The 23,553-nt window shown below is 61.6% G+C and carries 23 protein-coding genes; 8 read left to right on the top strand and 15 right to left on the bottom strand.

Features of this window, described 5'->3' with window-relative positions; genetic code table 11:
• Positions 1–6: 6 nt before the first annotated feature.
• Both yciH and HALTADL_RS05440 read left to right on the top strand, forming a co-directional pair.
• On the top strand, positions 7–303 hold the full coding sequence (gene yciH / locus HALTADL_RS17645; protein ID WP_245708367.1) for a stress response translation initiation inhibitor YciH: 297 nt from the start codon (positions 7–9) through the stop codon (positions 301–303).
• Positions 304–385: 82 nt separating this feature from the next.
• Positions 386–865, top strand: a complete 480-nt coding sequence (locus HALTADL_RS05440; protein WP_089671231.1) for a phosphate-starvation-inducible PsiE family protein — start codon at positions 386–388, stop codon at positions 863–865.
• A 4-nt stretch (positions 866–869) separates the two neighbouring features.
• Here HALTADL_RS05440 and pth2 read toward each other — a convergent pair whose 3' ends face one another.
• Positions 870–1,208 (bottom strand): peptidyl-tRNA hydrolase Pth2, encoded by a 339-nt coding sequence (gene pth2 / locus HALTADL_RS05435; RefSeq protein ID WP_089671232.1) that lies wholly within the window; start codon positions 1,206–1,208, stop codon positions 870–872.
• Positions 1,209–1,315: 107 nt separating this feature from the next.
• Here pth2 and dcd point away from each other — a divergent pair, with 107 nt between their 5' ends.
• From dcd to HALTADL_RS05420, 3 genes are read left to right on the top strand one after another with little or no spacing between them, the layout of a single operon-like run.
• Entirely contained in the window at positions 1,316–1,960 is a 645-nt protein-coding gene (gene dcd / locus HALTADL_RS05430; RefSeq protein ID WP_089671233.1) for a dCTP deaminase, read from the top strand.
• On the top strand, positions 1,957–2,865 hold the full coding sequence (locus HALTADL_RS05425) for a thiamine-phosphate synthase family protein (protein WP_089671234.1): 909 nt from the start codon (positions 1,957–1,959) through the stop codon (positions 2,863–2,865). The genes dcd and HALTADL_RS05425 overlap by 4 nt, the downstream gene beginning before the upstream one ends.
• Before the next feature lie 39 nt (positions 2,866–2,904).
• Complete coding sequence (locus HALTADL_RS05420; protein ID WP_089671235.1) at positions 2,905–3,579, top strand: class I SAM-dependent methyltransferase; 675 nt, start codon at positions 2,905–2,907, stop codon at positions 3,577–3,579.
• A 47-nt stretch (positions 3,580–3,626) separates the two neighbouring features.
• Here the strand turns inward: HALTADL_RS05420 and glpR are convergent, their stop codons facing one another.
• The 8 genes from glpR to HALTADL_RS05380 form a co-directional block, all read right to left on the bottom strand.
• On the bottom strand, positions 3,627–4,418 hold the full coding sequence (gene glpR / locus HALTADL_RS05415) for an HTH-type transcriptional regulator GlpR (RefSeq protein WP_089671236.1): 792 nt from the start codon (positions 4,416–4,418) through the stop codon (positions 3,627–3,629).
• A 204-nt stretch (positions 4,419–4,622) separates the two neighbouring features.
• Complete coding sequence (locus HALTADL_RS05410) at positions 4,623–4,802, bottom strand: hypothetical protein (protein ID WP_089671237.1); 180 nt, start codon at positions 4,800–4,802, stop codon at positions 4,623–4,625.
• Positions 4,799–5,929, bottom strand: coding sequence for an ABC transporter ATP-binding protein (locus HALTADL_RS05405; protein WP_089671238.1), 1,131 nt, complete (start codon positions 5,927–5,929; stop codon positions 4,799–4,801). Before HALTADL_RS05405 ends, HALTADL_RS05410 begins: the two co-directional genes overlap by 4 nt.
• A gap of 6 nt (positions 5,930–5,935) precedes the next feature.
• Positions 5,936–6,856 carry a carbohydrate ABC transporter permease gene (locus tag HALTADL_RS05400; protein WP_089671239.1) on the bottom strand — a complete coding sequence of 307 codons (921 nt, stop codon included), beginning with the start codon at positions 6,854–6,856 and terminating at the stop codon, positions 5,936–5,938.
• Entirely contained in the window at positions 6,853–7,791 is a 939-nt protein-coding gene (locus HALTADL_RS05395) for a carbohydrate ABC transporter permease (RefSeq protein WP_089671240.1), read from the bottom strand. Before HALTADL_RS05395 ends, HALTADL_RS05400 begins: the two co-directional genes overlap by 4 nt.
• Positions 7,792–7,814: 23 nt before the next feature.
• On the bottom strand, positions 7,815–9,113 hold the full coding sequence (locus HALTADL_RS05390) for a sugar ABC transporter substrate-binding protein (RefSeq protein WP_089671241.1): 1,299 nt from the start codon (positions 9,111–9,113) through the stop codon (positions 7,815–7,817).
• Positions 9,114–9,409: 296 nt separating this feature from the next.
• Complete coding sequence (locus HALTADL_RS05385; RefSeq protein ID WP_015911512.1) at positions 9,410–9,964, bottom strand: metal-dependent hydrolase; 555 nt, start codon at positions 9,962–9,964, stop codon at positions 9,410–9,412.
• Between the two features lie 82 nt (positions 9,965–10,046).
• A complete protein-coding gene (locus HALTADL_RS05380) occupies positions 10,047–10,976 on the bottom strand; it encodes a sulfide-dependent adenosine diphosphate thiazole synthase (RefSeq protein ID WP_015911511.1) in 930 nt (309 codons plus the stop codon).
• Between the two features lie 121 nt (positions 10,977–11,097).
• Here HALTADL_RS05380 and HALTADL_RS05375 point away from each other — a divergent pair, with 121 nt between their 5' ends.
• Positions 11,098–12,108: a glutathione S-transferase family protein gene (locus HALTADL_RS05375; protein WP_089671242.1), complete on the top strand. Its 1,011-nt coding sequence runs from the start codon at positions 11,098–11,100 to the stop codon at positions 12,106–12,108.
• A 12-nt stretch (positions 12,109–12,120) separates the two neighbouring features.
• Here HALTADL_RS05375 and HALTADL_RS05370 read toward each other — a convergent pair whose 3' ends face one another.
• From HALTADL_RS05370 to HALTADL_RS05350, 5 genes are all read right to left on the bottom strand, one after another.
• The gene (locus tag HALTADL_RS05370; RefSeq protein ID WP_089671243.1) at positions 12,121–14,238 is read right to left on the bottom strand and encodes a hypothetical protein; all 2,118 of its coding nucleotides are present in this window, start codon (positions 14,236–14,238) and stop codon (positions 12,121–12,123) included.
• Between the two features lie 84 nt (positions 14,239–14,322).
• Positions 14,323–15,072, bottom strand: coding sequence for a 4-phosphopantoate--beta-alanine ligase (locus HALTADL_RS05365; RefSeq protein WP_089671244.1), 750 nt, complete (start codon positions 15,070–15,072; stop codon positions 14,323–14,325).
• Positions 15,073–15,133: 61 nt separating this feature from the next.
• The gene (locus tag HALTADL_RS05360; RefSeq protein ID WP_245708370.1) at positions 15,134–15,985 is read right to left on the bottom strand and encodes a pantoate kinase; all 852 of its coding nucleotides are present in this window, start codon (positions 15,983–15,985) and stop codon (positions 15,134–15,136) included.
• Positions 15,986–16,109: 124 nt separating this feature from the next.
• Positions 16,110–17,414 (bottom strand): aspartate--tRNA(Asn) ligase, encoded by a 1,305-nt coding sequence (aspS, locus tag HALTADL_RS05355; RefSeq protein WP_089671245.1) that lies wholly within the window; start codon positions 17,412–17,414, stop codon positions 16,110–16,112.
• A gap of 86 nt (positions 17,415–17,500) precedes the next feature.
• Complete coding sequence (locus HALTADL_RS05350) at positions 17,501–17,920, bottom strand: CBS domain-containing protein (RefSeq protein WP_089671246.1); 420 nt, start codon at positions 17,918–17,920, stop codon at positions 17,501–17,503.
• Between the two features lie 205 nt (positions 17,921–18,125).
• Between HALTADL_RS05350 and HALTADL_RS05345 the strand changes: the two genes are divergently transcribed.
• Positions 18,126–19,328 carry a DUF418 domain-containing protein gene (locus tag HALTADL_RS05345; RefSeq protein WP_089671247.1) on the top strand — a complete coding sequence of 401 codons (1,203 nt, stop codon included), beginning with the start codon at positions 18,126–18,128 and terminating at the stop codon, positions 19,326–19,328.
• A gap of 7 nt (positions 19,329–19,335) precedes the next feature.
• Here HALTADL_RS05345 and HALTADL_RS05340 read toward each other — a convergent pair whose 3' ends face one another.
• A complete protein-coding gene (locus HALTADL_RS05340) occupies positions 19,336–20,064 on the bottom strand; it encodes a phosphoglycerol geranylgeranyltransferase (protein ID WP_089671248.1) in 729 nt (242 codons plus the stop codon).
• A 202-nt stretch (positions 20,065–20,266) separates the two neighbouring features.
• Between HALTADL_RS05340 and HALTADL_RS05335 the strand changes: the two genes are divergently transcribed.
• Positions 20,267–23,551, top strand: coding sequence for a bacterio-opsin activator domain-containing protein (locus tag HALTADL_RS05335; RefSeq protein ID WP_089671249.1), 3,285 nt, complete (start codon positions 20,267–20,269; stop codon positions 23,549–23,551).
• Positions 23,552–23,553: the final 2 nt, after the last annotated feature.

Raw genomic sequence — 23,553 nt, 5'->3', positions numbered from 1 at the left:
CCGATTGTGGTTGATGACATCACCGGCCTTCCGGACGACCTTGACCTCGATATCGAGGAAGACCTCGCACGCACAGAAACCGTCCTCTCGGTTCGCATGGAGTCGCGTCGCTACGGTAAACCGATGACCATCGTCGAAGGATTCGAGGACACGACCATCGATCTCAAGGAGTTGGCCTCGGGACTCAAACAACGACTCGGCGCGGGCGGCACGGTCGAGGGCGAGACGATAGAGATTCAGGGCGACCACCAGCGTCGACTGCCCGAACTCCTCCGCGAAGAGGGGTTCGCCGTCGACGCCTGATCGACACGGTCGACGATTCGGATGGTCGACTCCCTGCCGCAGCCAACCAGACGAGCGACGAGTCACACCTGCTTGTGAATCCATGAGAGATGACGATTCGTCTACGCCGTCGCTGTCGGAGCAGTATTCGCTGCTCGTCGAGCGGTTCGTCCACGGTGTCGAGTTGGCTGCCGCGACGGTGTTTGCGGTCCTCTTTGCGGTCGGCGTCGTCGACTTGATCCTCCAGATCGGCGGTGCGGTTCAGACCGGGAGCATCACCGACCCGCTTGTGGTGATCGGATTCATCGATACTGGCCTGTTGCTGTTGATTATCGTCGAAGTCTATCAGACAGTGCTGGCCTACGTCGAGGAGAACAACACCCGGCGGATCGTCCAGCTCGTGATCTACACCGGCGTGATCGCGATGGTCCGAAAGGCGATCATCTTTCGAACCGGTGAGTACGCAACCCTTCAGGACGCACTACTGGCTGCCGGTGCCTACACACTGCTGATTCTCGCGCTGGTGGCGCTGCTGTTCGCCGAGCGGGTCTATGGTGGTGAGTCCCCCCTTCTGTCCGACTGAAAAATCAGTATAGCGAGAGATCGCCCGTCACGCGGTCGACCAGATTCTCCTTGCCCGGCCCAATGGCGACCGCTGTCGGCGTCCCCGGTTCGAGTTGGGTGTGGCCTGCATCGCGGATGATCGCATGTGGGAGGCCGTCGCGGCGGGCTTTGTCAGCGAGTTCAAAGAGAGTCGACTCATTGGGCGCTTTGACGACGATCTTCTTCTGGCCGCCACCTTTCCAGGCGTTGCGTGTTTTCGGGTCGGTGTCTTCGTAGGCCGACAGCGAGGCGTGGGCGACTTGGGCGGCGAGTTTGCCTTTCCCCATGCCGATGTCAGTCCGGGCGGCGATGACCTGTTTCATACCTGTCTGTTGGATGGGATCGCTAAGAGAGTGTGGATTGGCGATATGGGTGTGGCCTGTCGGGTCAATGGCTGGGTTTTTACCCCATCCGTCGAACTCAGCACACGATGATCCTATCGGACACCGACCTGCTCGAACGGTTGGGCGAGGGCGATCTCGTCGTCGACCCCATCGACGACCTCGATACCCAGGTCCAGCCCGCGAGCATCGATATGCGGCTCGGCTCTGAGTTCCTCGAATTCCAACGCACCAACATTCCTTGCATCCACCCGAATCGCGCCGACGAGGTCGACGAGTACGTTCGGGAAACCTACGTCGAAGAGGGCGACGAATTCATCCTCCATCCGGGCGATTTCGTGCTCGGCACGACCAAAGAGCGCGTCGAGATTCCCCCGGATCTCGTTGCGACTGTCGAAGGCCGATCATCCTTTGGCCGTCTTGCGGTTGTAGTCCATGCAACGGCGGGGTTCATCGATCCCGGATTCAAGGGCCAGATCACGCTCGAACTCTCGAATCTTGGGGCTGCGCCGGTCGCGCTGTCGCCGGGGATGCGGGTCTCCCAACTCGTCTTTACCGAACTCAAATCGGCCTCGACCCGCCCCTACGGCAGCGAACGCGGCTCGAAGTACCAAGATCAGGCCGGGCCACGGGCTTCGAAGATTCAAGACGACCCCGAGTTCGATCTCGCGGTCGACGCCGAGACCGACGAATCCAAAGCCAAGCCATCCAAAGGGACCGACGATAGCCAATGAAATTCATCGAGGAACTCGTCGTCGAGGAGTTTCTGCCCACGGTGCGGTCGATGCTAGCCGAATCGCTCCGCGCCCGCGATCTGACCCAGCGAGAGGTCGCCGACGTGCTCGGAATTAGCCAGTCGGCGGTCTCGAAGTACGCCCACGGCGAGGTCGCCCGCAACGACCGGATCGCGGGCGACGAGCGGGTCGTCGACCTCGTCGAACAGGTCGCCGATGGGCTGTCGACCGGCGACATGAGCCGTGTTCAGGCGCTCGTCGAGATCGAGGTGCTGATCCGCCAACTGGAAGACGGCGACCTGCTGGCCGACCTCCACGAGGCGGCGATGCCCGCACTCACCGAGGCCGATATCGACTTCTCGATCCACGACCCCGACAGCCGCATCCGAACCACCGAACAGGTCCGGTCGTCGGTTCGCCGCGGGCTCCGTACCCTCACGAGCATGGGCGACTTCGCTCGACTGATCCCGAACGTCGGCTCGAATCTCGTCGAGTGTCTCCCGGATGCGACGACCGTCGACGACGTCGCTGGCGTGCCGGGCCGGATCTTCGATATCAAGGGCCGGGCGACCGTCCCCTCCGATCCGGAGTTCGGCGTCAGCGAACACGCCGCCTCGGTCCTGCTGGCGGCCCGGAGCCACGCGGTCGACGTCCAGGCCGGACTGAATATCACCTACGACGCCGAGCTGATCGCGCAGTTCGAGCAGGCCGGCTATACGACCATCGAGTTCGACTCCGAGGCCAGCGAGGAGCTTGAGACGACGATTGGCGAGGCTCTCGCCGAGGCATCGCTCACCGATACGTTCGTTCTGTATCAGACCGGCGGCTTCGGTATCGAACCCATCTCCTACGTGCTCGGCCCCGATGCGCCGACAGTCGCTTCGGTTGTCCGATCAGCCACGTAACTGTCGACTGTTTTATACGAGGCACCCGGTAGGCTCTGTATGAGCGAGCCGATTGGTCCGACACAGCAGTTTTACACGCGGTGGGCACGGCTCTACGATCTCGTCGCCGTCCAGACGCCCGGAATCGGCTCTATTCGGACGGCGGCCGTCGACTTGCTCGACCCACAGCCGGGTGACACTGTCGTTGAGATGGGCTGTGGCAGTGGCGCGAACCTCTCGCTGTTGCGTGACCGAGTCGGTCCCGAGGGTCGGGTGATCGGCGTCGACGTCAGTCCGGGCGTCCTCTCGGTCGCCAGAAAACGAGTCGACCGCAACGGTTGGACGAACGTCCACATCGTTCGCAGCGACGCCACACAGCCGCCAGTCGACAGTGCCGACGTCGACTGCCTGTTTGCATCGCTGGTCGTCGCCATGTTCGATGCTCCGGCCGGGGTTGTCGACGACTGGGCCGAACTCGTTGGTCCGGGTGGACGCCTCGGTCTCATGGATCTGGCGCGGAGCAGTCACCCCCGAGCGCGAGTGCTCAACGGGCTGTTTCGGCGGTTCGTGACGTATGCAAATCCACGATCAGTCCGGCAGTCGACTGCGCCGCTGTCGACGCTAGATCGCCGGGTGGCGGCGGCTCATAAACGACTCCACGAGCGATGTTCGGACGCCCAGTCCGAAACGCGAGCTCTCGGATTCGCTCGGCTGAGCGCTGGGACTGTCGACTAACTCGACAATGGAGAGCGACGTACTAAATCGAGAGACGCGGCGGAGCGCTACGGGACGAGGTCGTCGACGATCTGTACGTCAGCCCGGGTAAACACGTCGCGCATCTCACCGTCCAGAGGGAGATCGGTAATGAGCATATCAACCTCATTGATTGTCGCAAACTCGCGGAAGCTCTGGGTACCGAGCGTGCTCCCGTCAGCCACGAGAACGACGTGCCGGCCACCCTCACACATCAGCGATTTCAGTCTCGCCTCGTCTTCGTTCGAGACGGACAGATCGCCGTTTGTGTGTATCCCGTCGGCCTCCAGAAACACCACGTCGAAGTTCGTCTTCTTGAGATACGACTCCCCGCTGGACCCGACGAGCGCGTCGGAGGTCTGTCGCAGCGAATCGCCGACGAGCTTCACCTCGCCGCACGGTCTTCGAAGCTCGAAGGCGTTCTCCGGGGAGTTGGTTGCGACAAGCAGCGAGAGCGACTCCGGGATGGCTCTCGCCACCTCCAGTGTCGTCGTCCCGGTGTCGAACAGCACCGCATCGCCGTCGCTCAGCTCCTCGACGGCCCGGTTGGCGATCGCACGCTTCCCTGTCGGGTTCGTGACGGCCTTCTCGATCAGTCGACGTCTCCGACCGCCCGACGCGGCACCGTGTCGACCGTTGTCCGAAGCTGGGAGCGCGCCACCGTGAAACCGCTCGATGAGTCCCTCCTCCGCGAGCGAGGCGAGGTCGCGCCGGATCGTCGGCTCCGAGACGTCGAACTCCTCGGTTAATCCTTCGACTGTTACTCTGTCGGATTCGTTGACCTTCCGAACTATTTTTTTCCGGCGTTCTTCGGGCAACATCTTTACCTGTGACACATTCTTCAATTACTCCGTTGCAGATACCTACGCCAATCTCTGTTATATGTTTGTATATCGCGAGGTACGCGGCGAGACCACGTGCGTCGCTCTACGGACGACAATCCGCCCGGAGAGGGAACGCTTGTTGGGGGCTGACGATTGCTCGTCAGCGTCCAGCACAGCGGTGGTTCCGTCACGTCTCGGATCTCATTCAGTTAGCAGCCCGAACAGCGTCGCGATCATCACGCCGACCCCGCTCACGATCGCGCCGCCGTACACGCCAGTACTGAAGTTGTACGCAGCGAGTACCGCGAGCAGAAACGCCGCTCCAAACGCAACAACTGGCGCGGATGCGATGTCGCGTTCGTCCTGCATGCTCGCGGTCATGGGGTTACCTTCGGCGTCGTCTTCAGATCGTAGATGATCGACGTGCCGGATTCGGGGTCGAAGTAGTGCAGCGAGTCGCGGTCAAATCGGAGATTCACCTCGTCTCCCGTTTCGACAGCCATGTCGGGGGCGATGGCGGCTTTGATGGTCTGCCCGGTTTCGAGTTCGACCTCAAGCACCGTTTTCTCACCCTGTGGTTCGACAACTGACACCACTCCCGGATGGACGTTCGCCGCGACCCCGCTTTCGCTCAGCGACACGTTTTCCGGACGGATCCCGAGGATGACCTCCTCGCCGAGCCGGTCCCGTAGCCGGTCGGCGTACTCGTCGGGGATGTTGTGCGTGTGTGCTCCGAGATCCATCTGTAGGTTCCCGGTCTTCGCCTCTTCGAGGTTCCCCTCGATGAAATTCATGCTCGGAGAGCCGAGGAAGCCGGCGACGAACATGTTGCGAGGGTTCCTGTAGACGCGCGTCGGTGCGCCGACCTGCTGGATCTGACCGTCGTCCATGACTGCGATCTGGTCGGCCAGCGTCATCGCCTCGACCTGATCGTGGGTGACATACACTGTCGTCGTCGACAGTTTCTCGTGGAGCTTGTTCAGCTCGGCGCGCATCTGGACGCGGAGCTTCGCGTCGAGGTTACTGAGCGGTTCGTCCATCAGGAACACCGCCGGGTCACGGACGATAGCACGCCCGAGAGCGACACGCTGCTGTTGACCGCCCGAGAGCTCGGCGGGCCGTCGGTCCAGCAGCTCTTGGATCTGCAGGAGTTCAGCGGCGTCTTCGACCCGCTCTTGGATCACGTCCTCCTCGGTGTCATGTTGTTCGAGTCCGAACCGCATGTTTTCCTGAACGGTCTTGTGGGGATACAGCGCGTAGTTCTGGAACACCATCGCGATATCCCGCTCGTAGGCTCGACTGTCGTTCACCATCGTCTCGCCGATGCGGATCTCCCCGTCGGTCGCGCGTTCGAGCCCGGCGATGAGCCGGAGCGTGGTTGTTTTCCCACAGCCCGAGGGGCCGACCAGCACGGTGAAACTCTCGTCGGGGATCTCCAAGGAGATCCCGTCGACCGCGGTGACGTCGTCGAACTTCTTTACCAAGTCGTTGAGGTCTACGTTAGCCATGTTGAATCACTCCTTGACAGCACCTTGTGTCAGTCCGCTCACGATGTACCGCTGGAAGAACAGCCCGAAGAGAATCCCCGGCAGCGCGGCGATCATGCCGCCGGCCGCCAGATGTGCCCAGTCGACGAAGTCGTCGGCGACAAACAGCGAGACGGCGATGGGCAGCGTCTGTGAGACCTCCGAAGAGGTGAGCACGAGCGCGAAGACGAACTCGTTCCACGAGAAAATAAACGTGAGAATCGCGGTCGCCGCGATTCCCGGTTTCGCCATCGGCAGGATGATCTTGACGAACGCTTCCCACGTCGAACAGCCGTCGACTTTCGCCTGTTCGTCGAGCGACATGGGTACCCCGTCGAAGTAGTTTTTCATTATCCACACCGCAAACGGGAGGTTGAAAAACGTGTACGTGAGTATCAACGCGAGTCGCGTATCGTAGAGGCTCCCGGTGATCGCGCCGATCAGCGGCGGGTTCGACATGATCTGGAAGAACGGGACGATGAGCGCAATCGGTGGGATCATCCGCGCGCCGACAATCGACAGCAGCAGCGCTTTGTTCCCCATGAAGTCGAACCGCGAGAAGCTGTAGCCAGTGAGTGTCCCGAGCGTGATACAGACAAGCGTCGTCGTGCTCGCGACGATCAGGCTGTTGAACGTGTAGCTTTCGAACGGTCGATCCGCGAAGATGTCCACGTAATTCTGTATCGTGGGCTCTTGGGGAATGAACGTGACCGGCAGCGTCAGCACCTCGCTGGACGGTTTGATGCTCGTGATGAAGATGTAGTAGATCGGGAACCATATCACGAGGATGTAGACGCCCAACAGCCCGTAGGCGAGCAGTCGCTCGCGAGCCACCGTGGGCCATTCGTTCTGTGTGTCAATGCCGAGCGACGTCCGGATCCGGTTGAGTGTCGACTTATCTGTGCTCATGCTTGGTAGGGTGATTCGCCGAATATCTTGTAGAGGACAGCCACGATGGCGAACGTCGTAGCCAGCAGGACGACACCGAGTGCCGCACCCGATCCCGGCTCGTTGAACACCTGTGCAGTGCGGTACAGCCACGAGGCCCATACCTCGGTGGATTTTCCGGGACCGCCGCCCGTCATCACCCACACCAGATCAAGCGCCCGGATGTCGAAGATGATACGGATGGTAAGCGCGACCAGTATCGAGGGTTTCAGGAACGGATAGGTGACGTTCCAGAACCGCGACCAACGGCTCGCGCCGTCGACTTCGGCGGCATCGTACAGCTGTTCGGGGACGTTCTGTAGCCCGGCCAGCAGGATGATGATAATAAACGGGGTAAAGACCCACACGTCCGCGACGATCAGTGCCATCATCGACAGCGTGCCGTCCGAGAGGAACGGGATGCTATCCGAGATAACCCCAATCCGCATGAGAATCGCGTTGAGTGCCCCGTAGTCGGTCTGGAACATCCAGCGCCACATCAGCCCGCTCATCACGTAGGGCATGATCCACGGGACAATGACTGCGGTTCGCAGCCAGCCTCGACCCGTGAGATCCTTGTTGAGCAACATCGCGATACCCAACCCAAGGAGGAACGAAATAGTGACACTGAACCCGACGTACACGATCGTGTTCGTCGTGAACGAAACGAAGTTGGGGCTGAACACTCCTAACACGGCATCGCCTCCCTCCCGGGCGAACAGGAGCCGCCGGAAGTTCCGAAGCCCGACGAACTCCATCTCGCTGGTGACGGGGTTCCGGAACTGCAGGCTACTGAGAAGCAGCTTAACCGTCGGGTAGACGATGATCGCCGCTATCCAGATGAGCGTCGGCCCAACGGTCAGCGGTACGAACAGCCTGTCGAGTTTCCGACGCAGGTCATTTTTTTCTACCGACATAATAAATATAAAAGTATTTGCCCTTAGATCAGGCCGATGTCTTGGTAGAGGCGTTCGATGTTGGCGTAGGCATCTTCGAGTGCGGCTCGGGGTTCTTTATTACCCAGCAACGCCTGAGTGATCTGTTCGTTGAGGTAATCGTCGACCTGTGGCTGAGCCATGTAGTTCTCGCCCTGCGCGTTTTCGAGATTGAACCGCATGTCATCGAGCAGTTCGGAGGGGTACTCTGCCTGAATCTCGTCGTCCTCGTAGACGTCCGGGACGACGCTGGGGTTCCCTTCGACGAGCATGTTGTTTTTCGACGAACTGCGGGTGGTCATGAACCGCGCGAACTCCTTGGCAGCGTCCTTTCGCTCGGAGAACGCCGAGACGCTGATCCCGTTCGTGTCTTGGAACGTGGCGCGCGACTCGGGCCCTTTCGGCGGTCGTGCGCTCCCGAGTCGACCGTCTTCCCATTCGCTGATCGCGCGGGAGCCGAGCGGCGTCCACGATTCGACCGTCGCGTACTGACCGGCGACGAAGTTGTCACCGATCCCACCCTCGCCCAGACTGGACATGCCGTCGGGGATGATGTTCCGCTCGCGGAGTTGGTCGAAGAACTCCAACACTTCGACGCCCTCCTCGACGAACGTTGGTTCGTTGCTGTCGTTGAACAGCTGCCCGCCCGCCTGATACAGGAACTGCTTGAACGTGAACACTGACTTATCGGACCACGTGAACGCGAAGCCCGCCTTGCCGTCGCCCGCGAGCTGTTCACCTTGTTCGAGCACCTCGTCCCACGTGTCCGGTGGTGATTCGAATCCCTGTTGTTCGAGATACTGCTGGTCGTAGAGGTAGCTGCCCCATTTGCCGAACTCCGGGGCCATATACGTCTGACCGTCGAACTGAACCAGATTCGTGAGCGAATCCGGGAACTTGGACATGTGATCATCGCCGAGTCCGAGCGGTTCGAGCCATCCGGAGCTGACGAAGTCGGCGAGCCACCACGTCGGACCGTTGAACGCGTCGACCTTGTTGTCCTCGTTCCGCCAGATCGTGGTGAGGCTGGTTTTTAGATTGCTCCACGGAACCTCGTTGACCTCCACGCTGATTCCGGTCTCTTCTTCGAACCGTTCGATGTTCGCTTCCGTTCCGGGGTCGAACTCCAGTGACCCGGAGTTGTAGAACACGATCTCATCGGCCATCGATTCGGATCCGGAGCCCGCTGTCGCGCCGGACGAGCCGCTGTCGTTGGAATCAGTACACCCTGCAAGCGCAACTGCACCGGTCGCTCCCACGCCGGTGATGAACCGACGACGAGTTTTGTAGTGTGTATCTTTCATGCAAATAATCATGCTAAACCCATACATAATAAATCCTGTGGATTGTTTTTCGTATACAATCATCGTCTGCGATCTTGAATAATCGCAAAATGACGTTTATAGCCGCTATAAGTCCTTTTTAGCGGCATTTAGAGTATTATCTACCGTAACTGGTATCGATCATACGACCTCGCATCTATCTCATTTTGATTGTTTCCGATCATCATTCTGCGTAAGTATAGAGGGGCCCCGTTGCTGGCGACACCGTCACTGAATCGTCGACAGAGGTTTCAGTAGGGTTCAGTTACTACTCGGGGTTACGATCCACATCCCAAACAGCCGACAACTACCCGCTGTATACTTTCATGACTGCCTGTCGCAAGTAGCGTCAGTGTTAGGATCACGACGCCAGCCGCGAAACAGAGTCGGTTCGCCCGCGGATTTTTCGACGGTGTCAACTCTGCTGTATAGTGCCACGCTGAGAGCGGGCGAAACGGCCAGACACCCATCGGCGTGAGCATATCTCCGGCCAGATGGCCCAGCACCGTGAGCGTCGACACCGTGCCGAACCAACCAGCCACCCAAACCGGTGGTAGTGAGTGGCTACTCCCGACGATAGCACCGCCAGCGACCGCGCTAACACCGGCGACGAGAGCAGTTACGAGACCGACACCGAGAGCGAACCAGACGGTGTGGGTCGGGCCGCGATGGTCGAGTCGGTCGGTGTAGGTGTCGAGATCCGGTAGTGGCGCGAGCACGATCATCAGCAGTCCGGTAAGCGCTGCCACCGCTGGCTGGCCAGTCGACAGCAACAGCCACGCAAGCGGCGCGTACAACAGCAGCGAGATGCCGACGTGGCCCAGCACGTACATACGGCCCGTTGGCTCGCAGTCGACAAGAGCGGTTCGGCAACGGGAGGTGGGAGGGAGAGTGCGTGGGGGGAGCAGAAGGGAGTTAGTCGTCAGCAGGCGACGGGGCGACCGAGAAGTCGACCGCCGAGCCGTCTTCGCCGAGTTCGTCAAGCGCGATGGAGGCAGCGCGCTTGCCGGACAGCAGCATGGCACCGAACGTTGGGCCCATCCGCGGCAGGCCATGGGTGGTCGCCGTGGCAAGACCGGTGGCGATCACGCCGTCGTGGACTTTGCCAGTCTCCTCGACGACGACGTCTTCGCTCTCGGTGATCCACATCGAGTCGTGGCCCGGCGAGTCGTGACCGGGCGCACCGTATTCGCCGTCCTCGCTCTGGTCCATCCCGGTGTTGTGCTCCTCAGCGTGGCTGATTCCTTTCGCGTCGAGGACGCCACGTTCCTGGAGTTTCGAGACGACGACGGCCTCGTGGCCGGTGGCGTCGATAACGAGTTCGGATTCGACGGCGATTGGGTCGACACACGTGAGCTCACGTGGGAGGGCGTGGACTGGCGTCCAGTTCATGACAATGCCAGCGACGCGGTGGTTCTCTCGAACGACGATGTCGGTGAACTCGGTCATGTTCTGGATTTTGGCACCGGCATCGCAGGCCGCGTTGATAAGCGCCGAACAGGCGTGGGGGCCTTTGGCGGTGTGGAGCCCCTCTACCTCCTCGCTTTCCTGATGCGGCACGTCGAGTTCGTCGAGCACTTCGTCGGCCGGTTCGCGGACGGTGAGCGTGTTCATCAGGAAGCCACCGAGCCAGAAGCCGCCGCCGAGATAGTTGTTTTTCTCGACGACCATGACCTTCACACCCTGTTCGGCGAGCTCCTTGGCGGCCATCAGCCCCGAGGGACCGCCACCGACGATGATGACGTCGCTTTCGGTGTAATCCATGAACTCGTCGGCGAACTCTTCGGTGATCGCTCGCGTGACTTCCGCCTCGCCTGCTCTGCTGAATCCGTTGAACTGTGTCATACCACTTAGTGATATCTCCCGGTGGTACAAGTGGTTTGTGGTCGGTCGGTTTCTCGGAGTGGTAACACTGACACAACCGCGAACAACCCTTTTGAGCGCTGCTCTCCTACTATCGGTACTAATGAATATGCTCGTCGACGGCGAGTGGCGAACCGACATGTTTCAGGCGACCAACGAGGAGGGGGCTTTCGAGCGGCAGACGACCCCGTTCAGGAACTGGATTGCTGGCTCCGACGTGCCGGAGCACATTGAGGCCGAACCGGACGACCGCTTCGAGGCTGAGGCCGGTCGCTACCACCTCTACGTGAGTTATGCCTGTCCGTGGGCCCACCGCACCCTGCTCATTCGGGCGCTGATGGGACTTGAAGACGCCATCGACATCTCGGTAGTCGACCCCTATCGCGACGATGACGGCTGGCAGTTCACCCCCGAGAAGGAGGGGTGTACCGAGGACAAACTCTACAGGAGCGACTATCTCCGTGAACTGTACGTCGAGGCCGACCCCGACGCCACCTGCCGGGTGACCGTCCCGGTGCTGTGGGACACGAAAGAAGAGACCATCGTCAACAACGAGTCACGCGAAATCATTCGGATGCTCTCGACTGGGTTCGGCGACGTGGCCGAGCGGGACGTCGACCTCGCGCCCGAAGCGATCCGCGAGGAGGTCGACGAGATCATCACCGATATCTACGAGCCGATCAACAACGGGGTCTACCGGGCCGGATTCGCGACCAAACAGGGCCCCTACGACGAGGCCGTCGACGAACTGTTCGACGCCCTCGACCACTGGGATTCGGTCCTCGAAGACCAACGGTTCCTCGCTGGCGACCAGTTGACCGAGGCCGACATCTGCATGTTTACGACCCTCATTCGGTTCGATCACGTCTACCATACACACTTCATGTGTAACGTGCAGTACATCCACCAGTATGAGAACCTCTGGCCCTACCTCCGTGATGTCTACCAGCAGCCCGGGGTTGCCGAGACGGTCGACATCAGCCATATCAAGGAACACTACTACACAACCCATCCCGACGTGACGCCCCACGGCATCATCGCCCAAGGGCCCGACCTCGACTTCTCCGAACCACACGACCGCGACCGACTCGCAGCCGCCGCGGACCCACAGTAGCCTCTTTCTAACTCATAGTTTTTCTGCTGCCCGTGCCTGCTCGGAGCGTCGACGCGACTGATCGAGTCGACGCTCGGTTGCGGCTTCGAGGTCGTCTGGCAGGTCGTCGCTGGCCTCGGCGAGCCGCGTTGCTGCTCGTTCGAGGCGATCTTGGACGTTTGCGAGGCTTTGGTCGGCCTGCCCGCGATCACCCGCGGCGGCCCGTTCGGCAGCCCGGCGGGCAGCCTCGGAAATCGCCGCCAGTGCCTGCGAGAGCCCTCGAACGGCGTTTGCCGACCCGCCACCGCTGGCACCGTTTCCGTTCGTATCGTCGTCATCGTCGTCGGAATCGCTATCGCCCTCCTCGTCGACGGCTGCCACAGCTGTACTCGTCTCGTCGGCCACATCAGCGAGATACTCCGCGAGCGAGCCTTTGCCCGTCGACGGGTTCTCAATGCGAACCCCCTCGTTGTCGGTGGGATTGACGCGCTCGGCACCGATTTCGTCGTCGCTATCCCTGACCTCTGTCGTGTAGGCCCCGCCGCGATGGACGTACACCGCATCCTGTCCCGAGAGTGGGGCGTCGTAGATTCGCCCGGCGAAATCGTCCTCGACGGCGAGATCCGTGATCTCGCTGTCGGAGCCTTCGGCGTCGACTTCGAATTTCGTCGCGTTCTCGCGGGCAACCACCGGGATTCGCCCGTCGACACCGGCGGCGGTCGGGCCACTGTCGCTGTCTGCGACCGCGACCGTTTCGCTGTGTGGCTCGACACCAGCGGCGTTGACCGTCAGTCGGTGGTCGCCCTCCGGCACGTCCTGCAGCACTGCAACGCCGCCGAACGTCGGGACGGCCTCGGGATCGCTTTCGAGCAGCGCAACTCCTTCGGTCGACAGCGTCTGTGTTGTCAACCCCTCGTCTTCGGGCGCGTCGTCGGAGGCCACTGCCTCCGAGATGTTGGCAATCACGCTGTTGACTGAGGCTGGCTCGCCGATGACATCGTACCGCTCGGCCAGTGTGCCACGGTGGTTCGAATCGGTGATGTCGGCAGCTGGCTCCTCGTATCGCGGTTGGTTCCATGGAACACCGGTGGTCGTGATGTGGCCCGCCAGCGCGTCCTCGGCGAACTGCGGGACGTCGAACTCGAAGCTCAGCTGTGGGCCGGTAAAGGCCGTGATGTGGTCGACCTCGCTGGTCGAGACGAGATTGTACTCGACGTCGACGGTATCATTGGTCTCACCGCCCGCGTGCCCGAAGACGAGCCCGGTCGCTCGCGTTGGGAGATCCGATGGTGGCGATGTAAGATCGGCAAACGAACTCACCGTGAGGGCATCTGTGATCAGATCCTCGCGGTCGACCGAGGGGAGTCGGTCGTGGTCGTAGATTGGTGCGCCATCGAGCTCTGGAATCAGATACGGCAGCCGCGACCCCTCGTCTCTGGGAAGCCCGTAAGCAATCGGAATATTTGCGATGTCTTCGAGCGTTTTGATGGCGCTGTTGGTGATATCTGCGAACGTGCCGTCTGCCGAGAGTCGCTGGAACCGGTCGGCGATGTCGTTGATCGACAGCGCACTCGAATGCGAGCCGAGTTCCGACAGAATCCGTGGCTGCTGGTCGGGATCGGGGTCCAGAAACTCGTTGTTTGGCACGCGTCCGGAGTGGGAGCTGGCGACGTACAGCTGTGGCTCGCCCGAGTCGGTGTCGACGAAGGCGTGGAGCACTTCCCAGTCGTGCCAGTGGAAGTTGGTCGTAAACTGGTCGAACGCCGAGTAGTACCAGAACTGAACAACTGCCAGTGGCGAGTCGTCGTACTCGACAGCGTGGTAGAACATGGTCGGCTCCGGCGGCTCCTCGGAGTCGGTGGCGGCTTTCGTGTAGCCATCGAAAGCGTCGAACCCGTCGACGACGGTCTCGCCGTCCTGCTGGCTTTCGTAGCCCCGGGGATCGGTTGGGAACCACTTTTCGTTCTCATCGAAGTAGAGCGTCGGGGCAAACTGCTCGGCGAGGTCGCGGGCCGCCTCGTCGCTTAGTTCGGTTGTCCCGGAATCCGCGCCAGAGTCGAAGGCTGTACAGCCAGCCAGCGAGGCGGCTCCGCCTGCACCGAGCGATGCGAGCACAGTACGACGGTCGACTGGAAGGCGGTCGGCGTCCATCAGGGACTCACCGACCTTGCGAGCCCGGACTGCGAAAACATAGCCCGCCTTTTCTCGGGTCGAGTGATAGGTCTTCTGGACCAGTCAGTCTAATTCACCGGCTCGGATCGCAGCCTCAGCATCGCTGAGTGCCGCCGCCCCATCGAACGCGTCGACGATTGCCTCCAGCGTCTCCCGGTCTGCGGACTGCAGGTCGCGGGCGTGATCGGTCATATTTGGAACGGCCCGAATGATGTTGTCGACAATCGGAATTGCCGCCGTCTGGGCCGACCGCGACAGCGGGTTGAGATCGATCACGATTTCGGTTTTGCCCATCGCTGCCAGCGCCTCCGCCCGGTCGCCGTCTTCGAGTGGGACGACCACCACATCCGCCGATCCGATGCCGTCGGCGTCGACCTTTGCCCGCTCGTGGCTCAGGTTCGGAATCCGACCGTCAGCGGTGAGTCCCTTGACGTCTTCAGCGCCGTGCTCCCGGAGATGGGTCGCAATAGCCTCCATCCGCTTGGGGGTACGATTAAAGAGGTTGATCTCGATATCTGCATCGACAGCCGCCGCAAGGTCGACGATTTCCGGGGCCACGAGCGCAGCGACGTTCCCATTGACAGAGAGCACTGGCTGCTCAGCAAGCAACAACTGAGCCGCCGCGGCGCGTTCGGCCGCGTCGGCACTCTCGATTGTTTGTTCGCCCAATAAGTAGTCGAAGGCTTCGCCGCGGCCTTCGGCAATTAGGCCCTGTTTACTCGTGATTCCCTTATCGACGCCCGCCTCGATGCGATGTCTCGTCAGGAGTGACTGGTAGCGTGGGTGATCTTCCGGGAGATCGATCTCGCTCATTGGGGGGTGATTCGGCTCCGGCATCAAAACGTTCTCTTTTCGGGCGCATCGCCGACATCAGTCACGAATCCTCGACGTCGACGAGCCGTCCGCCGGCAGCGTCGGTGCGACAGACTGCGGGCTCGTAGCCAGCAGCCGAGAGCCCGGTTCCCAGTGCGAACACCGTCCGACCGAGCATCGCCATCGCGGCCTGCCCGCCAGCCTGCTCGACGGCCGTGATTGCATCCCGAACGTCGTCTGTCAGCAGTCCAGCGTCCTCGGCGAACGTCTTCGAGGATCGCAGGAATTGCTCGGCTGTCGGTTCGGCCAGTAGCTCGTCGAGTGCGGCTTCCCCGGCCGCCGAGAGCCGGTCAGTATCCCCTGCAAGAACGGTCTCGGTCGACAGTTCGCCGAACGTCAGATACTCGATCCGAGGCCGCGCCGGCAGGCCATCGAGCGCGCCGTGGCGCGGGCCGCCGGGTTCGAGCCGGATCGGCAGCCCGCCGCGGGCTTGGGCGACGACATCGCCGAGGCCGGTCCCAGCCTCGACCTCCGCGCAGTGAGCGATCTCGACCAGTTCGTTTTCGGTCCGGTGGCAGCCGAAGGCGGCGTTGGCCGCGAGTGCGGTTCCAAGCGCCATCGCTCCCGAGACGCCAAACCCTGCGCCGAGGGGGAGTGATGTCTCGGCGTCGACCGTCGCTTCGACACCGAGGTGGTCGATGACGTGGTCGACGGCCGCAATCTCGACCGAGTCGCCGTTGAGCCGGGTTCCAGCGCCGCGGCTGACGGTAACGGTGACGCCATCCGAGAGGGCCAGCCCCGCACCGCGGCTCCCGGCCGCGGCTGGCTCGGGGTCCGGATGCGTGCTGAAGAAGCCGGTGATGTGGCCCGGAACGAAGGCCGTCGTCATCGGTCGACCGTCCGCGTCGTTCATACGCTCACCACAAACAGCGACCGATTAACGCTTCTCTTTTTAGTCGTCGATTTATGGACTCAGCCGCTGTCGGTCTCGCGGGAACTGGGCGATTCCGAAGGAATCGCTTGCTCTCGCTCGCCGACTACGGCGAAAGCCGTTGTCGGTCTCGCGGGAAGAGAACGGCTTCTCGAATGTTGTCCAACCCAAGAAGGGTCATCACGAGTCGCTCGCCACCGAGTCCAAACCCGGCGTGTGGCGGCATCCCGTATTTGAACATCTTCGTGTAGTAGTCGAAGTCCTCTGGGTTGAGACCCTGTGCTTCGAAGCCCTCGATCAGGTTGTCGTAGCGGTGTTCACGCTGTCCACCCGAGACGAGTTCCATCCGTGGATGCATCATATCGAATCCGGTCGACAGCTGCTCGTCGTCTTCCTGATCCATGATATAGAACGGTTTGATCTCGGCGGGCCAGTCGGTGATGAAGTAGTGTTCGCCGACATCCTGTCCAAGCGCGTGTTCGCCCTCGGTCGGGAGGTCGTCGCCCCAGACGAGCTGTTCGTCGAGTTCGCCGGTGGCGTTGATGCGCTCGATGGCCTCCTCGTAGCTCAGGCGGGGGAAATCGCCTTCCGGAACCTCGAACTCCTCGGCGAGACCGAGGGCTTCGAGTTCGCTCTGGCAGTTTTCGTCGACTGCTTCGTAGACCGATTTGACAACCGCCTCGGCGACGTCCATCGCCTCGTGGTGGTCGCAGAACGCCCCCTCGAAGTCGATGGAAGTTGCCTCGTTGAGGTGTCGTGGGGTGTTGTGTTCTTCGGCGCGGAAGATCGGGCCGATCTCGAAGACCCGCTCTAAGTTCGAGCCAGCCATCAGCTGCTTGAACAGCTGTGGGCTCTGGTTCATGAAGGCCTCTTCGCCGAAGTAGGTGATCGGGAACAGCTCGGTGCCGCCCTCGGTCCCCGTGGCGACGATCTTCGGCGTGGTGATCTCCGTACACATCAGATCGCGGAACGTCTCGCGGGCCGCACGCTGGATCTCGGCGCGGATCTCAAAGATCGCTTGGACCTCCTCCTTGCGGAGGTCGAGCGTTCGGTTGTCGAGTCGGGTCGAGATCTCGGCGTCGACCTTACCGGAGGGGTCGAGCGGAAGCTCAGTATCGGCTTCGGCGATGACCTCCACGGAGTCGGGCGTCAGTTCGACGCCCGTGGGTGCGCGTGGTTCTTCGTCGACCGCGCCGGTCGCGGTGATCACGCTCTCGCGGGCCGCATTGAGACCGGTCTCGACGAGCTCGTCGTCCATCTCGTCTTTTTCGAATTTGATCTGGATCTTCCCGGTCGTATCTCGCAGGATAAGAAAGGCGATGCCACCGAGGTCACGAATCTCGTGGACCCAGCCGGCGACCGTGACGGTCTCGCCGGGTTCGGCGTCGGCAGTGTAGGTTCGGTTCTGCATACACTGGGGTTTCGGTCACAGCCCTTAAACTCGGCCGGTTTCGGTCGACCGTGACTCGCTGTGGCTAGGTTGTATCGCCTGCTGTGTTATTGTTCGTAAGGAGCCCGCTGGGCTTCGAGGACGTCGGAGAGCCCCTGTTGTTCGTCAGCGAGGAGTGTGGTCAGATCATCCGTCGTGAGGATTCCGACGAGTTCGTCGCCGTCGACGACCGGGAGCCGACGAATCCCGTTGTCGCTCATCAGGTCGACGGCCTCGTAGAAGCCAGCATCCGGCTCGATGGTCTTGAGATCTTCCGACATCACGTTGTCGGCGGTCTTGTCCGCTGTCTCGTCGGCCACACACCGGAGCGCCAGATCACGGTCGGTGACGATTCCAACTGGTGTTTCGTCGTCGACAACGACGACACTGCCGACGGTTTCATCAGCCATTGTCTGTGCGAGTTCTGCAACGGCTGTCTCTTTTGTCGCGGTGATGACGTCACTGCGTGCGAGATCTTGGATTGGCATTTTGAATCAACACAGTGCGATTCGCTCCCAGAGGGTTTGTACTTTTATACGCAAAACAGACGTGTAAGTTCAATCTACAGTAAGTAATATGCCAATTCGCGACCAGTAGGCGGGCGTGAGTTCTCTGGGTACCATCCGTGACGACCATGTCGACTGCAACCCGATTCAGGGAAGCTTTTGAGCATGCGAAAAAGACAGTTACCAAATGAGTTCGGGACCGAGTCCGACCGCTCCGTCGGATCGGATCGTCAGTTTGGATGTCCTCCGTGGAGTTGCCCTGCTCGGGATTCTCATCATCAACATACGGGTGTTTGCGATGCCGTTTGCCGTGTTACAGAACCCAACGGCCTACGGTGATTTCACCGGTGCAAACTACATCGCATGGCTGGTGGGCCACGTCTTCGCCCAGGAGAAGTTTATTACGCTGTTTACACTGTTGTTCGGGGCTGGAATCATCCTCTTCACTCGGAGCAAGGACGATGCCTCAGCGGATCGATTACATTACCGCCGGACGGCGATACTGCTCGGCATCGGACTGGCCCACGCCTATTTGTTGTGGTACGGTGATATTCTGGTGCTCTACGCGCTGTGTGGGCTGTTGGTCGTCTCGGTTCGTGATCTGGAGCCGGCGCTGTTGGCGCGGTTCGGGCTGTTGTTGATCGCCGTGCCGACCCTGATGGCGGTTCTTCAGGGGCTGTCGGTTCCACCCGGGTCGACCCTCCCCGGATGGTCGCCGTCGGATGCCGAACTCGCCTCGGAGATCGCGACCTACCGTGGTGGCTGGCTCGCCCAGTTTGACCACCGCGGCCCGACGGCGTTTCTCCTCCAGACACAGGGGTTCCTCTCCAGTACGCTCTGGCGGCTCAGCGGGCTGATGCTGTTGGGAATGGGGTTATTCAAATCAGGCATCCTCTCGAACCGTCGGTCGACGCGGTTCTACTGGAAACTGCTGGCCGGCGGCACGGTCGGCGGACTGGCGCTGATCCTCACCGGCGTCTGGTATATCGACAGCGTCGACTGGGCGGCCCGGGAGACGGCCTACTTCGGGACTCAGTTCAACTACTGGGGGAGTCTGCTGTTGGCGCTGGCCTACATCGCGGCGGTGATGCTCTACTGTCGGTACCGGACCAGTGGTTTTGAACTCACCGCGCTGTCGGCAGTCGGCCGCACCGCTCTCAGCAACTACCTGCTCCAGACCGTGCTTGCGACGTGGATCTTCTACGGCCACGGACTCGGGCTGTTCGGCACGATGAGTCGAGTCGAACTGCTCGGCGTCGTCGCCGGGATCTGGGCCGTTCAGATTCTGCTCTCGGTGGTCTGGCTCCGATATTTCCGGTTCGGCCCCGTCGAGTGGCTCTGGCGAACCGGAACCTACGGCAGTCGACAGCCGCTGCGAAAAGAGAGCTAGAGACCGATTATTTCGTCGGCGCGGAGGCCTTGTGGGCGTCCTTGACACCGTCGACCGTCTCGCTGACTGCGTCACAGCCTTCCTCGTGGAGCAGGTCGCCGACCACGACGACGTCGGCGTGTTGGCCCATCTCGTAGGCGTCGTCGTAGTCGTGGACACCGCCGCCGTAGAACAGCGTCGAGTCGTCGAGTGCGTCGCCTGCGGCACTCACGATCTCGGGGTCGCCAAACATGCCGGAGTACTCCAGATAGATGATTTCTTGGCCGAACATTTTCTCGGCCACGCGGGCGAAGGAGGCCACGTCGTCGGCCGACTGGTCGCAGTCGGCCTCGGTGTACTCGGCCACGGAGGCGTCGGGGTTCATCACGATGTAGGCTTCGGTGGTCGTCCGATCCCAGTCGAGGCCGTTTTCGATCCGCACCCACTCTTTGTGCGCGCCGACGATCCAGAACGGATCGCTCGAATTGAAGACGGTCGGAATGAGGTAGCCATCCAAGGCGGGCGAGTCGATGACGACCGAGGGGTTTGAGGGCTCCTGATACAGTGGCACGTCGTAGGCCGCACAGGCGTCGACGACCCGCTGCATTTTGTCCTCGGTCATCCCGAGAGTGCCGCCGATCTCGATTGCGTCGGTGCCGGTTTCACAGACGTCCTCGAAGGTCTCGCCGTCGACAAGCGGCTTGTCGGGGTCGATCTTGAGGATGTGGTCCCAGTCGGTCCACGGGCGTGTGTTCATCTTGCGTTGAGTTGTTTTGTGTGACAATAAAAAGGGTGCGGTGGCAGAGCTGTCGGCTCGACGGCATCTCTATCCGGGCGCTGATCGGAACGTGACAGACGCCCATCGGCTCGGCAGGCAACTACTGCGGTGTCCCGGACGGTCTTCACATCGATACTGTCACAAGGGATAAACGGCTGTCTCGCCTAGCTCAGTGAACCGAATGGCACAGATTCAGGTCCTCTATATCGCCCCCAACGACGAGGCTATCGAACAGATCGTCTCGGCGCTCGAAACGGCTGGCCCCGAGCTATCGATCTCTCACGTCGATTCTGCGTCCGCGGCGCTTGCGGTGCTCGAAACCGACCCCGTCGACTGTCTGGTTGCCGACCAGCTCTCGTCGGGCGAGACGTCCGCAGTCGTCGACGCTGCACGCTCGCGGACCTCCACCCTTCCGGTAGTGTGGGTTACCGACGAGCCTGCCGACCGTGTCGTCGACAGCTTTGACGGCCACACTGAGTACGTATACAAACAGGAACTGGCCGAACAGGGCGGGCTCGTTGCCCACCGGATTCGGTCGGTCGTCGGCAGTGCCACCGGATCGGCGGTCCAAGACACCGACTCAGAGGGCCAAAATACCGATTCGGATTCGGATGTCGACTCGGAGTGCACTCCGGCCGCTGACTCGGCGGCCGCCGATACAGACGAGCCGGCGACAGCGGCGACCTCCGAGGAGATCGTCGACCGGAGCCACGCGGGCATTCTCGTCTTCGACAGCGAGGGACGCATCACGCTGCTCAATCCGGCGGCCGAACGGATTCTGGGGCTGCCGGCAGCCGACGCAATCGGCGGCACCTGCGAGGCGCTGGATATGCGGACCGAAAGCGACGAGTCGTTACCACTGAGCAATCGCCCTGTCGCCCGGGTTCTGGAATCGGGCCAGCCTGTTGTCGACGAACTCGTGAGTATTCCCACAGATGGGGACCGACGATGGCTCTCGATCAGCGCCTCGCCACTGGCCGACGGCGAGGCAGTCGACTGTGTCGTCGTCACGCTGGATGACGTGTCGGCCGAGGTGGAGCTAGAGACCACCCTCGAAACCGTTCTCGCCCGGATGACCGACGGCTTCATGGCGTTCGATACAGACCTCAGATTCACCTACTGCAGCACGCAGGCGATCAACCCTGATCGGTATCCCGTCGACGAGGTTATCGGGTCGAAGCTGTCGGATCTCCACCCATTCCTCGGGCAGTACGAAGCCGATCTCCGAGCAGTGCTTGAGAGCCAGGAGGCCAAGACGACCGAGACCTACATCCCGGAGCCGACCGCCGCGTGGTACCGCGCGCGACTCTATCCCTCCGAAAGCGGGGTTTCGGTGTTCTTCCGGGAGATCACCGAGGAAAAACACCGCGAGCGTGAACTCGAACAGTACCAGACGATCATCGAATCGGTCCGCGACGGGGTCTGTATTCTCGACTCGACCCTCGATTTCGCCTTCGTCAACGATGCGTTTGCTGACCTGACGGGCTACCCGGAAGCCGAACTCCTCGGAGCGAATGCGTCGCTCGTCACCGACAGCGAAAAGCTACGGGAGCTCGATGAGCGCAGACAACAACTGTTTTCGGGTGACGACGCGGCGATGCTGACCGGCGAGATCATCACTGAATCCGGCCAGCGACTGCCGGTCGAGGCGTGGATGACGCCGCTGTGGCTGCCTGACGGCGAGCGTGGAACAGTCAGCGTTGTTCGTGACATCAGTTTTCGCAAGCAGACCGAGGCGACGTTCACCGCGCTGTACGACGCGGCTCACGATCTGCTTTCGGCCCGGTCGACCGAGGAGATCGCCGAGATCGGCGTCGAGGCCGCGGCCTCGGTGCTCGGGTTTGAGGATGCAATCGTCCTCAGCTACGACGAGGAGCTGAACGTCTTTCATTCGCTGGCGTACACGGAGTCGGCCGAAGCACATCTCCCCGCACCCCTGCCGATCAGTGCCAGTGACTCCAGTATCGCCGGTCGGGCCTTTTTCGACGGTGAACTCGTCGCCACCGACGATATGAGCGAACTCCCCGAGGCGTACAACCCCGAGACAGCCTACCGCCGTGCCATGTTCGTCCCGTTCGACGAGCACGGGGTGCTGTTCGTCGGTGACACTGAAACCGGGACCACAACCGAGCAGACACGGACTGTCGCGGAGCTACTGGGGGCGACGCTTGCGGCGGCGTTCACCCGGCTCTCCTCCGAGCGCCGGTCGGAAGCCAACCAGCAGACGCTGGCCGAACGGACCGCGGAACTAGAGACGCTGGCACACACTAACGAGTTGGTCGAGGCACTCGGCGACCGACTGTTCGATGCGTCGACCCGCGAGGAGGTCGAAGAGGCCGTTTGTTCGATCCTCACCGATTTCGACCGCTACAGCTTTGCCTGGATCGGGGCGGTCGAGAGCCGGACCGATACTATCGTTCCCCGGGCTGCGGCGGGCACCGAACAGGGGTATCTCGACTGGCTCGCCGACCATATCGCCGAGGCAGGCTGTGGGTTGGTCGACGAGCCGACCTGCCGGGCACTCACAGCCGACAGTCCTGTCTCGGTCGACCGGATCGCCCGTGACTGGCAGGACGCACCGTGGCAAAAGGAGGCGTTATCCCGCGGCTACCAGTCGGCGCTGAGCGTCCCGCTCACTCACAACGGGATTAATCACGGCATACTGTCGATCTACGCCGGGACGACCACAGCCTTCGACGAGTATACCAAGACGGTGCTGACCGAGTTCGCTCGGATCACCGCCTACGTGATCGCCAGCACGGAGACCAAACAGGGATTGCTGACCGACCAGCGGACCGAGGTGGAACTCGAACTCACCGACGGCGACGACGTGTTGAGTCAGTTGGCAGCACGGCTCGGCACGCAGGTCGTCTTTGAAGGGTTCGTCCCCCAGAGTGAGCATTCGCTGCTGTATGTCTCAGTTACCGGTGTCCCGACCGCCACTGTCGAGACGGTAGCCGCAGAGATATACGGCATTGAGCGCCTTCGGGCCGTCGCCGACCGAACCGAGATCGCGGTGTTCGAACTGGCGGTTTCGGGCCCTGTGCTCGCGGCCACACTCGTCGACTGTGGGGCGATCCCGACCGAGATCGAGACCGATGGGACGTGCCAGCGGGTCGTGGTGACGGTCCCACAGACGACCGACGTTCGGTCGTTCGTCGACCGGCTGGTCGCCGAGTATCCATCAACGACTGTCGTCTCCCGACAGGACGCCGACCGAGGCGTCAAAACTCCCGAAACATTCCAGATGGAGCTGCTCGACCGGCTCACCCAACGCCAAGAGGAGACGCTTCAGGCGGCGTACTTCGCCTGCTACTTCGACTCGCCGCGCGGCAGTACCGGGACCGAAGTCGGCCACTCGCTCGGCATCTCACAGCCGACGTTCAACCACCATCTGCGAGCCGCGCTCAAAACCGTCCTGACACTGCTGTTTGAGGACGCTCACAACGAGCCTCTAGATAGATAGGG

This window comes from Halohasta litchfieldiae, assembly GCF_002788215.1.
GTDB classification, from domain to species: Archaea; Halobacteriota; Halobacteria; order Halobacteriales; family Haloferacaceae; genus Halohasta; species Halohasta litchfieldiae.
Note: the sequence above shows the minus strand (reverse complement) of the source record. Positions and strands in the feature narration are given on the sequence as shown.